At 60.4% G+C, this 13,758-nt stretch carries 13 protein-coding genes; 6 read left to right on the top strand and 7 right to left on the bottom strand.

Going from position 1 to position 13,758, the window contains the following annotated elements:
* Positions 1 to 89: 89 nt before the first annotated feature.
* Both Q5H93_RS01765 and Q5H93_RS01760 read left to right on the top strand, forming a co-directional pair.
* Complete coding sequence (locus Q5H93_RS01765) at positions 90 to 1,034, top strand: DnaJ C-terminal domain-containing protein (protein WP_305004754.1); 945 nt, start codon at positions 90 to 92, stop codon at positions 1,032 to 1,034.
* Positions 1,035 to 1,042: 8 nt separating this feature from the next.
* Positions 1,043 to 1,372, top strand: a complete 330-nt coding sequence (locus tag Q5H93_RS01760; protein WP_305004753.1) for a chaperone modulator CbpM — start codon at positions 1,043 to 1,045, stop codon at positions 1,370 to 1,372.
* Between the two features lie 175 nt (positions 1,373 to 1,547).
* On the opposite strand, the gene Q5H93_RS01755 is transcribed toward Q5H93_RS01760, so the two are convergent.
* The 5 genes from Q5H93_RS01755 to Q5H93_RS01735 form a co-directional block, all read right to left on the bottom strand.
* Positions 1,548 to 2,297, bottom strand: a complete 750-nt coding sequence (locus tag Q5H93_RS01755; protein WP_305004752.1) for a ZIP family metal transporter — start codon at positions 2,295 to 2,297, stop codon at positions 1,548 to 1,550.
* A gap of 159 nt (positions 2,298 to 2,456) precedes the next feature.
* The gene (locus Q5H93_RS01750) at positions 2,457 to 2,885 is read right to left on the bottom strand and encodes a hypothetical protein (protein WP_305004751.1); all 429 of its coding nucleotides are present in this window, start codon (positions 2,883 to 2,885) and stop codon (positions 2,457 to 2,459) included.
* A gap of 45 nt (positions 2,886 to 2,930) precedes the next feature.
* On the bottom strand, positions 2,931 to 3,554 hold the full coding sequence (locus tag Q5H93_RS01745; RefSeq protein ID WP_305004750.1) for a YcxB family protein: 624 nt from the start codon (positions 3,552 to 3,554) through the stop codon (positions 2,931 to 2,933).
* Positions 3,555 to 3,656: 102 nt separating this feature from the next.
* Entirely contained in the window at positions 3,657 to 4,517 is an 861-nt protein-coding gene (nadC, locus tag Q5H93_RS01740) for a carboxylating nicotinate-nucleotide diphosphorylase (RefSeq protein ID WP_305004749.1), read from the bottom strand.
* A 147-nt stretch (positions 4,518 to 4,664) separates the two neighbouring features.
* Positions 4,665 to 5,069, bottom strand: a complete 405-nt coding sequence (locus Q5H93_RS01735; RefSeq protein ID WP_305004748.1) for a DUF4783 domain-containing protein — start codon at positions 5,067 to 5,069, stop codon at positions 4,665 to 4,667.
* Between the two features lie 206 nt (positions 5,070 to 5,275).
* Here Q5H93_RS01735 and gpmI point away from each other — a divergent pair, with 206 nt between their 5' ends.
* From gpmI to Q5H93_RS01720, 3 genes are all read left to right on the top strand, one after another.
* Positions 5,276 to 6,811, top strand: a complete 1,536-nt coding sequence (gene gpmI / locus Q5H93_RS01730) for a 2,3-bisphosphoglycerate-independent phosphoglycerate mutase (protein ID WP_305004747.1) — start codon at positions 5,276 to 5,278, stop codon at positions 6,809 to 6,811.
* Positions 6,804 to 7,412 carry a hypothetical protein gene (locus Q5H93_RS01725; protein WP_305004746.1) on the top strand — a complete coding sequence of 203 codons (609 nt, stop codon included), beginning with the start codon at positions 6,804 to 6,806 and terminating at the stop codon, positions 7,410 to 7,412. The genes gpmI and Q5H93_RS01725 overlap by 8 nt, the downstream gene beginning before the upstream one ends.
* Before the next feature lie 130 nt (positions 7,413 to 7,542).
* Positions 7,543 to 8,328 (top strand): hypothetical protein, encoded by a 786-nt coding sequence (locus tag Q5H93_RS01720; RefSeq protein WP_305004745.1) that lies wholly within the window; start codon positions 7,543 to 7,545, stop codon positions 8,326 to 8,328.
* 83 nt (positions 8,329 to 8,411) lie between these two features.
* Here Q5H93_RS01720 and Q5H93_RS01715 read toward each other — a convergent pair whose 3' ends face one another.
* Positions 8,412 to 9,962, bottom strand: coding sequence for a hypothetical protein (locus tag Q5H93_RS01715; RefSeq protein WP_305004744.1), 1,551 nt, complete (start codon positions 9,960 to 9,962; stop codon positions 8,412 to 8,414).
* 58 nt (positions 9,963 to 10,020) lie between these two features.
* Positions 10,021 to 11,091, bottom strand: a complete 1,071-nt coding sequence (prfA, locus tag Q5H93_RS01710) for a peptide chain release factor 1 (protein ID WP_305004743.1) — start codon at positions 11,089 to 11,091, stop codon at positions 10,021 to 10,023.
* Positions 11,092 to 11,295: 204 nt separating this feature from the next.
* On the opposite strand from prfA, the gene thrA reads away from it, so the two are divergent.
* The gene (thrA, locus tag Q5H93_RS01705) at positions 11,296 to 13,737 is read left to right on the top strand and encodes a bifunctional aspartate kinase/homoserine dehydrogenase I (protein WP_305004742.1); all 2,442 of its coding nucleotides are present in this window, start codon (positions 11,296 to 11,298) and stop codon (positions 13,735 to 13,737) included.
* Positions 13,738 to 13,758 lie beyond the last annotated feature (21 nt).

Below are 13,758 nucleotides of genomic sequence, written 5' to 3'. Positions count from 1 at the left end.
CGGGGCCATTTTTGCAGGTTCTGGCGCGCCAACATTGCACCGGCCGCTTGCGTTCAATAAGGCACACATTGTGCCAAGCAACTTATCGCATGGATTACAAGGACTATTACAAAGTGCTGGGCGTGGACAAAAACGCTACCACCGAGCAAATCAAGAAAGCCTACCGCAAGCTGGCCCGCCAGCACCACCCCGACGTGAACCCCAATGACGCCGAGGCGGAGCGCAGGTTCAAAGAGGCCAACGAGGCCAACGAAGTGCTTAGCGACCCCGACAAACGCAAGAAATACGACCAGTTCGGGGCCGACTGGCAGCGCTACCAGCAGCAGCCCGGTGGGGGCGCGGGCCGTAGTGGCCAACCCGGCGGTGGCTTCGACTGGAGCCAGTACACCCAGGGCGGTGACTTTGGCGGTGGCGGCGGCAGCCCCTTTGGCGACGGTGGCGATTTCTCCGACTTTTTCGGCTCGCTCTTCGGCAACATGGGCGGCGGTGGGCGCGGTGCGGGTGGCAGCCGCCCCGGCGCCGGCCAGGATTTGCAGGCCGAGCTGGAAATCCCGCTGGAAGAAGCCTACCACGGCGGCCCGCGCACCATCACCGTGAACGGCAAAAGCCTGCGCCTGAACATCTCCCCCGGTATCGCCGATGGCCAGACCATCCGGCTGCGCGACCAGGGCGGGCCCGGCCGCCACGGCGGGCCCAACGGCTCGCTGCTCATCACGTTCCGCATCGCGTCCGACGCCCGCTACGTGCGCACCGGTAACGACCTCACCCAGGATGTGCCCGTGAGCATCTACACCGCCCTGCTCGGCGGCGAGCAAACCGTGGACACGCTGAGCGGCCCGGTAAAAATCAAAATCAAACCTGAAACCGCCAACAGCACTCGCCTGCGCCTGCGCGGCAAAGGCTTCCCAGTGTACAAGCAGGACGGCCAGTTCGGCGACCTCTACCTGCGCCTCAACCTGACCCTCCCCCAAAACCTTACCGACCAGGAAAAAGAACTGTTCCAGCAATTGGCGGCCCTGCGGCCCACTACCTAGCCTGCCCTATGGAAACGCATATCATCACCCTCACTTTCCAGGAGTGCCACTCGCGCTACGGCCTCGATGCCAATGACCTGCGCACGTTTGTTGATTTTGGGCTGCTCGATGCGGCGGCCGCGCCCGATGCCGTGGCGGTAGAGGAGCCCGACGTGGTACTGCCCCGTCTGGCCCGCCTGCACCACGAGTTGGGGTTGCCGCCCGAGGCGGTTGACATTATCCTGGCTATGCGCCAGCGGCTGGAGCGGCTGCAGGCAGCGCTGGCGCAGGAAACGGCGCGGGCCCGGCAGCTGGAGGTGTTTGTGCGGGGCAGTGGGCGGGTGGTAGAGGGAGAATAAGAGCAAAAAGAACGTCATCCTGAGCGGCGCAGCCGCGAAAGGACCTCATCTGCTTCGTTGTGGTAGTAACGTCTTTCGGCTGAACGATTGAAATCACTACTCCGACCGGCGCGGGCGAGGTCCTTTCGCGGCTGCGCCGCTCAGGATGACGTTCTTTTTCGATGCTATTCCCTGCTTACGCCACCGCCAGCGCGAGCACCAGCCCGCCCAGCGTAGCCGCCAGCTTCGGCCAGTTCAGCCGGTGCTCGGGGCTGGTTTCAAACAAAATAGTAGTTGAAACGTGCAGGAAATTACCGGCCACCAGCCCCAGCAGCGCCGCGTACATGCCACCCTGCAGCAGCGAGTCCAGCGCCACGTAATTGCTGAACACAATGCCTGCCGGCGAGGCCAGCGCAAACACCAGCAGCAGCGGCCACATGCGCGCAAAGCTGCCCAAACGCAGCCGCAGCAGCGTAGCCAGCGCAAACGCCGCCGGAATGTGGTGCAAGGCCACGCCCACCACAATGGCGTAAAAATTCTGGCTGATTTCCTGCGCCTCCGGCGTGCGCACCAGAATGGTGCCCTCCAAAAACGAGTGTAGCACCAGCGAGCCCAGCAGCATAAACGGCACCCGCCCCACCACACCGTGCGGCCCGTGCGAAGGCTCGTGATGCACGTGCCCGTGCTCGACGCCCTGCGAGAAAACCTCCAGCAGCAGCTGCCCGAAAAAACCGCCCAGCACCCAGTAGCCCACCGTGTGCGGCTCATCGGGCAGCAGGTGCAGCGCCTCCGGCAGCAGGTGCGTCACCGTGAGGGTAAACAAATACGCCCCGCTAAAGGCCAGCAACGGCTTCAGCCAGCGGCCGCCGTGGGCCGCCGGCACCAGCGCCGCCGCCCAGCCCGCCCCCAACACCGTGACCAATAGCAGGAAAATAGCAAACCACATACTCAATAACAATCCGTGAAACTGCGCAGCTTATGGCGCTGGCATTCACATCAAATCACAAAAGCGCAACTTTGTTGCAATAATAATTGCAACAAAGTTGCGCTGTAAATCATTTCCGGTTTTCCGGCCGTCAATAGCCGGAAAGCTGGCGGAAGTGGCTTAGCGTTGTACCTCGTGGCCGTCGGCCGTGGTGTCGTCCTGGCTCGATTTGCCCTGGTCGTGCATCTCGCCGCGCTTGCGCATGCCTTCTTCGGCATTGGCCGAGATGGTGGCTTCGGCGGCCGGGGCGCCGGGGCCACCGGGGGCGTGCACGTGGTCGGTGTTTTCTTCGGTGGTGCTTTCGCCGTGGCTGTCTACGGCGTGGCTCTCGTGGCCTTCACCGTGCATTTCGGCGCCGTTGGCGTCGTGGTTGTGGGCGTGGCCGTGCTCCGTATCGAGGTCGAAATTATCGGAAGTGCGGTGGCCGGGGTCCACGGTGTCAATCGACACTTTTTCATCGGGGCGCCAGTCGGAGGGCTCGCTCGAGCAGGCATTCAGGGCGATAACGGCGGTGGCCAGGGCCAGCAGACGAACAGTAGTCAGCTTCATTGCAAAGAGTTGTCGGATTATAATTTTCAGATTTCAAGCGGTTTGCTACGCGGCCTGCGGCGCACCGGCTTCGGCGGGCAGCAGGTTTTTGCGGCGCAGCAGGGCCTCAAACAGCTTCACGTCGTTGGGAGAATTGAAGATGCGCTGGGGCAAAAGTAAAAACACCGGCACAGCAAACGTGCGCGCCACCCACAGGCGCCACGCAGCCAGGCCCGCCGGCGGGGTGCCGGCTTTGAGGTAAAGCTGGTAGCCGTCGTCGGTTCGGCGGGCACGCTCAATGTTATCCCAGCCTACCTGCATGGCTTTTTCGGCGCTCACGCGCAGCAGCAGCATGCGGTTGTCCATCTCGTAGCTCATGCGCTCAAACAGCGGCTTGCTGTCCTGCATCTGCGTCACGCCCGTCACCTGGGCCGAGCGCAGCAGCACAAACAGCACCGTGAGCAGCACGGCCAGCGCAATCCACCACCACGAGGGCAGGAAAATGGCCGGCAGTAAGCCGATAGCAAACGGAATCAGCGCGTAAGGCCAGTCTTTTTTCCACACCTCGGCCATGGCTATGCGGGTGTAGGTATTGGTGTCGAGCTGCGTTTTCTTGGTGCGGATGGCGAGCGGCGTCGGCTGCTGGGCCTGCCGGAAGCCACCGCCCCCGCGTTGGTTGGGTTGATTCATGTTTTTTAATGGTGAATGATTAATGGTGAATGATTAATGATGAATTCAGGGCAAAGCGGGTTAACCCAATTAACCATTAATCATTAACCACTAACCATTAAACTAATATGCTTTGAGACTCAGGTCGATAATCGGGGCCGAGTGTGTGAGCGCGCCCACGGAGATGTAATCGACGCCCGTGGCACCGACCTCAGCCAGGGTTTGCTCGGTGATGCCGCCGCTGGCCTCGGTGGGCACGCGGCCGGCAATCAGGGCCACGGCTTCGCGCAGCTGGGCGGGCTTCATGTTGTCGAGCATGATGCGGTCGATGCCGCCCGCGTCGAGGGCCTGCTGCACTTCGGTCAGGTTGCGGGTTTCGACTTCAATGGGCAACTGGCGGCCGGTGCGGCGCAGGTAGTCATGCGTGGCGGCGATGGCTGCCCCTACCCCACCGGCGTAGTCGATGTGGTTGTCCTTGAGCATTATCATGTCAAACAGCCCGAAGCGGTGATTGACGCCGCCGCCGATGAGCACGGCCCATTTTTCGCAAAGGCGGAAGTTAGGCGTGGTTTTGCGAGTGTCGAGCAGCTTGGTTTTGGTGCCGGCCAGCAGGCTGGTCAGGTGGGCGGTGTAGGTGGCAATGCCGCTCATGCGCTGCATGCAATTGAGCACCAGCCGCTCGGCCGTAAGAATACTGCGGGCCGGCCCTTCCACCGTGAAGGCGATGTCGCCGTGTTTCACGGGCGTGCCGTCGGTCAGGCGCACGTCGAGGCGCAAGCTCGGGTCCACGGCGTGGAAGATAAGTGGGGCCAACTCTACCCCGGCCAGAATACCTTCGCCCTTCACCAGCAGGTGGGCCCGGTTGTGGGCCTCGGCCGGGATGGCCGCCAGGGCCGAGTGGTCGCCGTCGCCGACATCCTCGGCCAGGGCCGTGCGGATAAAGGTGGTCAGAGCTTCGGGCGTGAGGTAGGGTGGGGTTTGCACGTGGCAAAATTACGGTTCTTCCTTTTAATAAAGTGCAAAAAGGGAAATGGCGGCAATATGGGGCTGGCGCGCACCAGCAACCTTAACAAAAGAAAAACCCCGGTCTTGCTCAGACCGGGGTTTACAAAGACAAGGCAAGTCGTCGTTTTATTCTTTGGTAAAATCAATGGTTTCGATGAGCAACGCTCCACGGGCGGGCTTGAGCTTCACGAACACCCGGTACACGCCGCCGCGGCCGGTGTAGCGGCCAATGGCGTATTGAATCTGGCCTTCGGTGGTACCGCCCTGGTGGATGTACTCAAAGCTACTGGGAGCAGTTTTGGCGAAGAAGTCCTTCATTACCAGCTCTGCTTGCGTCGAGCTGTAGCTTTGCTCGTCGCCGCTGAAACCGACTTTTACGGTGGGGGCCAGGTACTGCGCCAGCTCGCGCGAGGAGCCGTTGCGCAAGGCCAGGCGCACGGCCGCCAGGTTATCCGTCTGGGCGTGGGCGGCCACCGTCCCTAGCATCAATAGCCAGCCAAATAGTAGCGTTCGAAATAGATAGCGTTTCATTATCGGGGTAGATAGTGCGTCATGCGCGAATTTTTGCAAGCCAAAATGGTGCCAGTAAGGGCAAGAAATGGAAATTGATGCTCGGCGACCGGCAAATTTACGGACGATTTCACTGCCTAGGCCATAACCAAGACCCTAGAAGCAGTGTTAGAGGCGAAATATAATTAACGATGCCCGGCTCGCAAGGCGGGCCGTATCTTCGCCCCATGAACAAGCAGGTTTTATTGGTGATTTTGGATGGGTGGGGCATTGCGCCCGACCCGAAGGTTTCGGCCGTGGATGCGGCTAGTACGCCCTTTTTCCACGGGCTGTTGCAGCGGTTTCCGCACAGTAAATTACAGGCTTCGGGCGAGGCGGTGGGCCTGCCCGAGGGCCAGATGGGCAACTCGGAAGTGGGCCACATGAACATCGGTGCCGGCCGCGTGGTGGACCAGGAGCTGGTTCGCATCAGCAAATCGGCCCGCGAGCGCAAGCTGGCCCAGATGCCCGTGCTGGCCAAGGCCATCGACTACGCCAAAGCCAACGACAAACCCGTTCACCTGATTGGCCTGCTGTCGGATGGTGGCGTGCATTCGCACATCGACCACGCCAAAGCGTTGTGTACCATCACGCACGAGGCTGGCATCCGGCATACTTTCGTGCACGCCTTCACCGATGGGCGCGACACCGACCCCAAGAGTGGCGTGCATTTCATCAACGAGCTGGAGCAGCACAACGAGCGCACCGGCGCCAAAATCGCCTCGGTGGTGGGCCGCTACTACGCCATGGACCGCGACAAGCGCTGGGAGCGGGTGAAAGTGGCCTACGACCTGCTGGTAAACGGCGTGGGCAACGCCTCGCAGAACCTGATTCAAACCATTCAGGAGTCTTATAAAGAAGGCGTTACGGACGAGTTTCTGAAGCCCATCGTGAAAACCGGCACCGACGGGCAGCCGCTGGCCACCATTCAGGAAGGCGACGTGGTGATTTGCTTCAACTTCCGCACCGACCGGGGCCGCGAAATCACGGAGGCGCTGACGCAGCAAGACTTCAACGCCTACCAGATGCACCGGCTGAACCTGCACTACCTCACGATGACGAACTACGACGACACGTTCGCGGGAGTAGAGGCCATTTTCGATAAGGACAATCTGAACAATACGCTGGGCGAAGTGCTGGCGGCTTACGGCAAGACGCAGATTCGTATTGCCGAGACGGAAAAGTATCCGCACGTGACATTTTTCTTCTCGGGCGGTCGGGAGGTGGAATTCCCGGGCGAGCGCCGCATCCTGCGCAACTCGCCCAAGGTGGCTACCTACGACCTGCAGCCTGAAATGAGCGCCGCCGAGCTGCGCGACGCGCTGATACCTGAGCTGCAGGCTAAATCGGCTGATTTCGTGGTGCTGAACTTCGCCAACCCCGACATGGTGGGCCACACCGGCGTGTTTGAGGCCGTGGTGAAGGCGGTGGAAACCACCGACGCCTGCGCCCAGGCCGTGATTGAAACCGCCCTGGCGGCCGACTACGCCTGCATCGTCATTGCCGACCACGGCAACGCCGAATTCATGCGCAACGCCGACGGCTCGCCCAACACGGCGCACACTACCAACCTGGTACCCTGCATTCTGGCCGATAATAATTACCACGGCGGCATTGCCGACGGCAAGCTGGCCGACCTGGCCCCCACCATCCTCGCGCTGATGGGCGTGCCCCAGCCCGCCGAGATGACGGGCCACAACCTGCTGCAACCGGCCAATGCCTAAGCTAAAGCCGGACAACCTCTTGTATAGATGCTACCAGCTCGGGGGAGCCGTGCTGCTGACCAGCTTGCTGGCCGGCTGCAACTCTGCCGACCCGGCGGGGCCGGCCGGTAGCCGGGTGCCGCTGTATTTCGACGTGAAAGGCCTGCTTGACCAGCAGGTGAAGCAACTGAGCGCGAACAGCCCGGCCGTGGAGAAGCACGCGGCGCTACGCGACGGCGCGGCCGAAACAGTGCGGGTGCCGAAGGTGAAATGGGCCGACGAACTGCAGATTTTTTACCAGGCCGACATCAATAAAGCGGCTCTGCGGGGCGTGTACAAGGTTGATTCAACCGCCCTGCCGGGCGGCCTGATGCGGCGGCGCTACACCCGCCAGGGCACGCCGCCTAACGCGCCGGTCAAGGAGTTGGTGGTGGTGAGCGCCGGAACGGAGACGCGATTGCTGGAAGCCGACATTGAGCAGCACAATACACTGTTTGACACGCACAAACATGTGCAACTGGTGTTGCAACAAGGGCACTTGCGAAGCTACGAAGTGAGGGGCCGTCAGAAGCTTATTTTCTTCGACGATTTGCCTTACGCCGTCAGCGGGCAAGTGGAGTGAGCCTTGGTCTCCGGGCTGGCACGGACAGAAAAATACGGGAAGTTGGGTATTGTGAGCCTCTTAACATGAGACTCACCTTTGCAAGGTCGTTGGCACGCAGCTGGCGGCGTTTGTAAATCTCCATTTTCCCATGAAAAAGCTCTCCGCTTCTGCACTGTTTCTGGCCGCCGGCCTGGTCTTGGCTCTAGGCTCCTGCAAAAAAGATGAATCGACGGCCACGCCTGCCAACACCACGCCAACCCCGCCTTCGCCCACCATCACGCGGGTGGGTAGCACGGTAATGGCCGGCACTTTAGCCAGTATTCGAATGAGCTACCAGTATACTGTGCCGCAGATAAACATGGCGGTACCGGTTGAGATTGAAAGCGCCGTAGCAACCTTTTTCGGCAGCTCGGCCAGCACGCTGGTCGATGCCGGCGCGGTGTCGGTGAACAAGAATGCGCTGGATAAGGCCTCGAACAATGCCTACGTGAAAGCGGGCAATTTCTCGGCCACCACCACCGGCCAGACCGGCACCAGCCTGGGCTTCGAAAACGGCTCGAGCTGGAATGTGGCGGGCAGCAGCAGCGTCCCGGCTTTCACCTACAACCACACCAGCTCGATGCCCGACTATAACGGCACGCTGCCCACAAGCATCACCAAATCGACGAATCTGACGGTGGCGCTGAACAGCGTCAGCAATGCCGACTCGATTTATGTAATGATTGCCGCCGGCAACAAGCAGTTGCTGAAGCGGACAGGCCGCGAGGCAGCGGTCACCTTCACCGCCGCCGAGCTTGGCACATTGCCCACGGTGACCAATAATACGGCGCTAATTGAGGTCATTCCGTTTCGCTACGTCGTGGTGACGCAGGGCGGCAAGCCTTATGCCTTCGTGAAGGAATACGCGGCCGTAGGCAATGTGAACATTCAATAAGTCAGACCGCTAACAAAGCAAAGGGCTGGCCATTGCACGTAGCAGCAGCCAGCCCCTTTGCTCTTTATCATTGCGTCGCTTATTTATGGATTAACCCGCTCATAAGCCCCTAGGTCAGGCAGGGTCAGGTCGCGGGTTTTATTCACCAAATCGGTAGCAACAACGGCGCCAAAACGCGGCCGGTTGCTAGCAGGCGACAAGGTATCCAGACGGTAGTCGAAACGATTGAACGCATTAAGTGGCGTGCGCTTGAATTTTGGGTCGGCGACGTTCGTTTGGTTGGTATTACCGGAATTGTTGAACTGGCTGGGGTTATCAGCGTAGTCCTTCGTGCGCAGAATACTGTTGTTGATGCTGATAGTATAATTGAAGCGCGGGTCGGCAAAGCCTTCCCAATACAGTTCGTCTTCAATAGAGCCCCAGATGATGGAATTACTCACTCGCACCGTTAATGGCAGTATTACGCCAGTTTCATCGGGCTTGCTACCATCAAATGTGAGCGAAGACGACTTGCGATTAAACGACGGTGTATAGTTGGCCACCGTGCAGAAATTCAGATTGATAGCACTCTGCCCAACGCCCAGCACGGCGTACTCGCCGCAATTGGTAAACAGGCAGTTCCTGGCCGTCACCCGCCCCGACAGACTGACGATGCCGCCCGGCGGTAAATTATTGCTCACGTAGGCCGGGTTGGAGCCGGAGATGTTACGGATGGTAGTATTTTCCAGCGTCACATCGGGCGGCGTGGTGTAGTCAGCATCCGGGCCATAGTTCAGAATCGACACGCCGAAGTTAGCATTCTTGATTTCGGTGTAGCTGATGCGGTTGCCGGAACTGTTGGGACTGAATATGATACCAGCCCACTGACCGGGAATGTCGTCGTAGAATTTTTCGAGCCGGTCGCCGCGGAAGCGCACGATGGAGGCGCTGGAATCGGGCACTTCAGTGCCCGCGGGCGGATTCAGCCCCTGTCCAACCAGCAGCGTACCATCGACCTGCAGGGTGGCGCCGGCGTGGCAATAGATGCGGGCGCCGGGCGGGATATTGAGCGTACTGCCGCTGAGGACGTACACGCCGATGGGCACCAAATCATTACCTATCAGCGTATCTTTATTAATGATAACGTGAGGCTTATCGGTGGGCCAGGTCACGTTGCCGCTGATGATGCGGGCACGGTGGAAGTAGGCATTCTGCCCGTAGGCAATGAGGCGCACCAGCTGGTCGTTGCCATTGGTGCGGAAATGCAGGTCGTCGCGCACCAGAAAGTCCTTGGCCGCGCCAGTGTAGCCGGTGGGGCCCAGCTTGGCTTTCACCAGCACCTGCATGCTGTCGTTGCCACGAATAAGCACGCCACTGGCGGAAGTGGCCTGGTCACCGTTGATAATCAACGAGTAGGTACCACCTGCCAGACCGGCCAGACTCACGTCGGTTTTCACGGCGCCGCTGTTGCGGTTGTACACCCAGAGGCGCTTCGTGACGGTGCCCACGGTGGTGAAAACGGTGTCGAAGAGCACCGTATCCTGCTCGATAGTCAGGCTGCCGGCCGTTTGTACCAGGTCTTCCTTGGGCTCGCAGCCGGGCAGGAAGGTGGCAAGGCAGCTTAGCAGGATAAATAGCGCGAGGAAATGCCGCATGAATCGGGGGGATAATGAAACGCCTTCCCCCAACGAGGGAAGGCGTTTTCTAGTGCGCTTAAGCTACGCCTTCCTTCAGACGCTCGGCACTTTCGGCGATGCGGAGCTGCTCCACAAAATCGTCGATGCTGCCTTCCATCACCGCCGCCAGGTTGTAAACGGTGTAGCCGATGCGGTGGTCGGTGACGCGGCCCTGCGGGTAGTTGTAGGTGCGGATTTTGTCGCTACGGTCGCCGCCCCCAATCATGCTTTTGCGAGTGGCGCCTTCGGCGGCGTTCTTCTTGGCCAGCTCGATTTCGTAGATGCGTGAACGCAACACCTGCAGCGCTTTATCGAAGTTTTTGAGCTGCGATTTCTGGTCCTGGCACTGGGCCACAAGGCCGGTGGGAATGTGCGTGAGGCGCACGGCCGAGTAAGTCGTGTTTACCGACTGCCCACCGGGGCCGCTCGACATGAACAAGTCCTTGCGAATGTCGTTCATATCCAAAGCAATGTCCAGCTCCTCGGCTTCGGGCATCACCACGATGGTAGCTACTGAGGTGTGGATGCGGCCCTGGGTTTCGGTGGCCGGCACGCGCTGCACACGGTGTACGCCGCTCTCAAACTTGAGCTTGGCGTACACGTCCTCACCCTTCACGGCCAGGATAATTTCCTTGTAGCCGCCCGAAGTGCCCTCCATGGCATCGACCAGCTCCATTTTCCAGCCCTGCTTTTCGGCATAGCGCATGTACATGCGCTGCAGGTCGCCGGCGAAAATAGCGGCTTCGTCGCCCCCGGCGCCGGCCCGGATTTCCATAATGACGTCCTTCGAATCGTTGGGGTCTTTCGGAATCAGCAAATCTTTGATAACATCTTCCAGGCGCTCCTGCTCGGGCATCAGCTCGTCGAGCTCGGCCTTGGCCATTTCGCGGAAGTCTTCGTCTTTTTCAGTGGCAATAACCTGGCGGGCATTCTCGATGTTACTGAGTACCTGCTGATAATTGCGGTACTCCGTCACGATTTTGCCGAGGTCCTTGTATTCCTTATTAAGGGTTTTGAAGCGCTTGAGGTCCGACATCACATCGGGCTGCATCAGCTCGTTGTTCACGTTGTCGTAGCGCTCGCGGATGGCTTCTAATTTATCCAGCATGGAGAGTTCAGAAAATAGTCAGTAGTTTGCAAAGGTACTGAAATCAAACACGGCGGTTGGCGTTTCTGGTTTCCGCGTGCTTGTTTCTAATTGCTTGTTGCTGATTTGATGAATCGGGGCCGCCAGCGCAAAGCGGCGGTGGCAGAGGTGGGAAGCAGGCGCGGGAAATGCAGAACAAGCGGCGCGAAATAAGTAATTCCCTACATGCAAGTGTTGAAATTCGGAGGCACGTCGGTAGCCTCCGCGGAGAATATTGAGAAGTCGCTGGCCGTCGCTACGGCCGCGCTGGCGCAAGGCCCGGTAGTGATGGTGGTATCGGCCCTGGGCGGCACCACCGATGCGCTCATTAATGCCGGGCGCGCGGCCGCGGCGGGCAATGTTGAATACCGCACGGCGCTGGCCCGGCTGCACGAGCGCCACCAAACCACCGCCACCCTGCTGCTGGCCGACTCGGCCGCTGAAGCCTTTGCCCGGCTGGAAAAGCATTTCGTGAAGCTGACCCGGCTTTGCGACGGCATTTTTGCGCTGGGTGAGTTGTCGAACCGCACCCTGGACCGGCTCATGAGCTACGGCGAGCTGCTGTCATCACAGCTTATTGCGGCGGCGCTGGTGGCGCGGGGCCAGTCGGCTACTTGGGCCGATGCCCGGCAGCTCATCCGCAGCAACTCGCGCTTCGGTATGGCGGAGGTTGACTTTAAAACGACTACTGCCAGTTTCAAGCAGTTTCAAGCCGACAACCCGGCCAAATTGTGGGTAGTACCCGGCTTCATCGCAGCCGATGCGCAGGGCAACACCACCACGCTGGGCCGCGGCGGCTCCGACTACACGGCCGCCATCGTGGCCGCCGCGCTGGATGCCGAGGTGCTGGAAATCTGGACCGACGTGAGCGGCATGATGACTGCCGACCCGCGCCTGGTGCGTGGGGCGCGGCCCATCCCGCACATCAGCTACCAGGAGGCGATGGAGCTGTCGCACTTCGGCGCCAAGGTGCTATATCCGCCTACCATTCAGCCGGTAATGCAGCGCGGTATTCCGCTGTGGATTAAAAACACTTTCTCTCCGGCCGACTACGGCACGCTGGTGGAGGTGGAGCCGCCGCGCACGGCGGCGGTGGTGCGGGGCATTTCCAGCATCGGCAACCTGGCCTTGCTCAACCTGGAGGGCAGCGGTATGGTGGGTATCCCAGGCTTCTCGAAGCGGCTGTTTGAGGCTCTGGCACGGGAGCGGGTGAACGTGGTGCTGATTACGCAAAGCTCGTCGGAGCATTCCATCTGCGTGGGCGTTAACTCGGCTGATGTGGAGCGGGCCCGGGCGGTGGTGGACGAGGAGTTTGCCACGGAAATCGCGGCCGGGCGCATCGACCCGCTACGGCCGGAGTTTGACCTGGCCATTGTGGCGCTGGTGGGCGAGAATATGAAGGACCACCCGGGCATCAGCGGCAAGCTGTTTAGCGCGCTGGGGCAGAATGGGGTGAATATCCGGGCCATCGCGCAGGGCTCGTCGGAGAAGAACATTTCGACCGTGATTCAGGCGGCTGATGTGCGCAAGGCCATCAACGTGGTGCACGAGGCGTTTTTCGAAACGGCTTACAAGCAATTGAACCTCTTTGTGCTGGGCGCGGGCAACGTGGGCGGTAAACTGCTCGACCAGTTGGCCCGCCAGCAGCAATACCTGCTCGAAAAGCTGGGCTTACAGGTACGCGTAGTGGCGCTGGCCAGCAGCCGGAACTGCGCCGTGGACGACGACGGCCTCAACCTCGCCAACTGGCCCGCCGCGCTGGCCGCCGCCCCAGCCCAAAGCCTAGCAGAATTCACCCAGCTTGTCATCGACAAAAACCTGCGCAACTCGGTGCTGGTAGACGTGACAGCCAACTCCGAAACCACTGCCTGCTACGCGCCGCTGCTGGCCAAAAGCGTGGGGGTGGTGGCGTGCAACAAGGTAGCCGCGTCGTCGGAATACGCTTTCTACGCCCAGCTCAAAAGTCTAGCGCAGGAGTTCAACGCGCCGTTTTTGTTCGAAACCAACGTGGGCGCGGCCCTGCCGGTCATCAGCACCATCCAGGACTTGGTGCGCACCGGCGACACGGTGCGACGCTTTGAGGCGGTGCTGTCAGGCACGCTCAACTTCGTGTTTAACAACTACGATGGCTCGCGGCCCTTCGCCGAAGTGGTGCGCCAGGCCCAGGCCGAAGGCTATACCGAGCCCGACCCGCGCCTCGACCTCAACGGCTCGGACGTGGCCCGCAAAACCCTGATTCTGGCCCGCGAGGCCGGCGAAATCATGGAAATGAATGAAGTGCAAATTCAAGGCTTTTTGCCGGAATCGTGCTTCGAGGGCGACGTGGAAGCGTTTTACGCCCAAATGCTGGTGCATGAGCCGCACTTCCGGGCGCTGTATGACGAAGCGGCAGCGACGGGTAAAAAGCTGAAGTTCGTGGCACAGTACAAGGATGGGCGCGCGGCAGTGGGCTTGCAGCAGCTGGCCCCCGACCACAACCTCTACGACCTGCGCGGCAAGGACAACGCCGTGCTGTTCTACACCGACCGTTACGTGGACCAGCCCTTGGTAATCAAAGGCGCCGGCGCGGGCGGCGACGTGACGGCGTCGGGGGTATTTGCGGATATTATGCGGGCGGCAAGGTTGTAGCGCGGACTTTGTAGTCCGCGA

It is taken from the genome of Hymenobacter aranciens, from assembly GCF_030580865.1.
Classification (GTDB): Bacteria; Bacteroidota; Bacteroidia; order Cytophagales; family Hymenobacteraceae; genus Hymenobacter; species Hymenobacter aranciens.
This window is presented reverse-complemented; position numbering and strand designations above follow the sequence as displayed.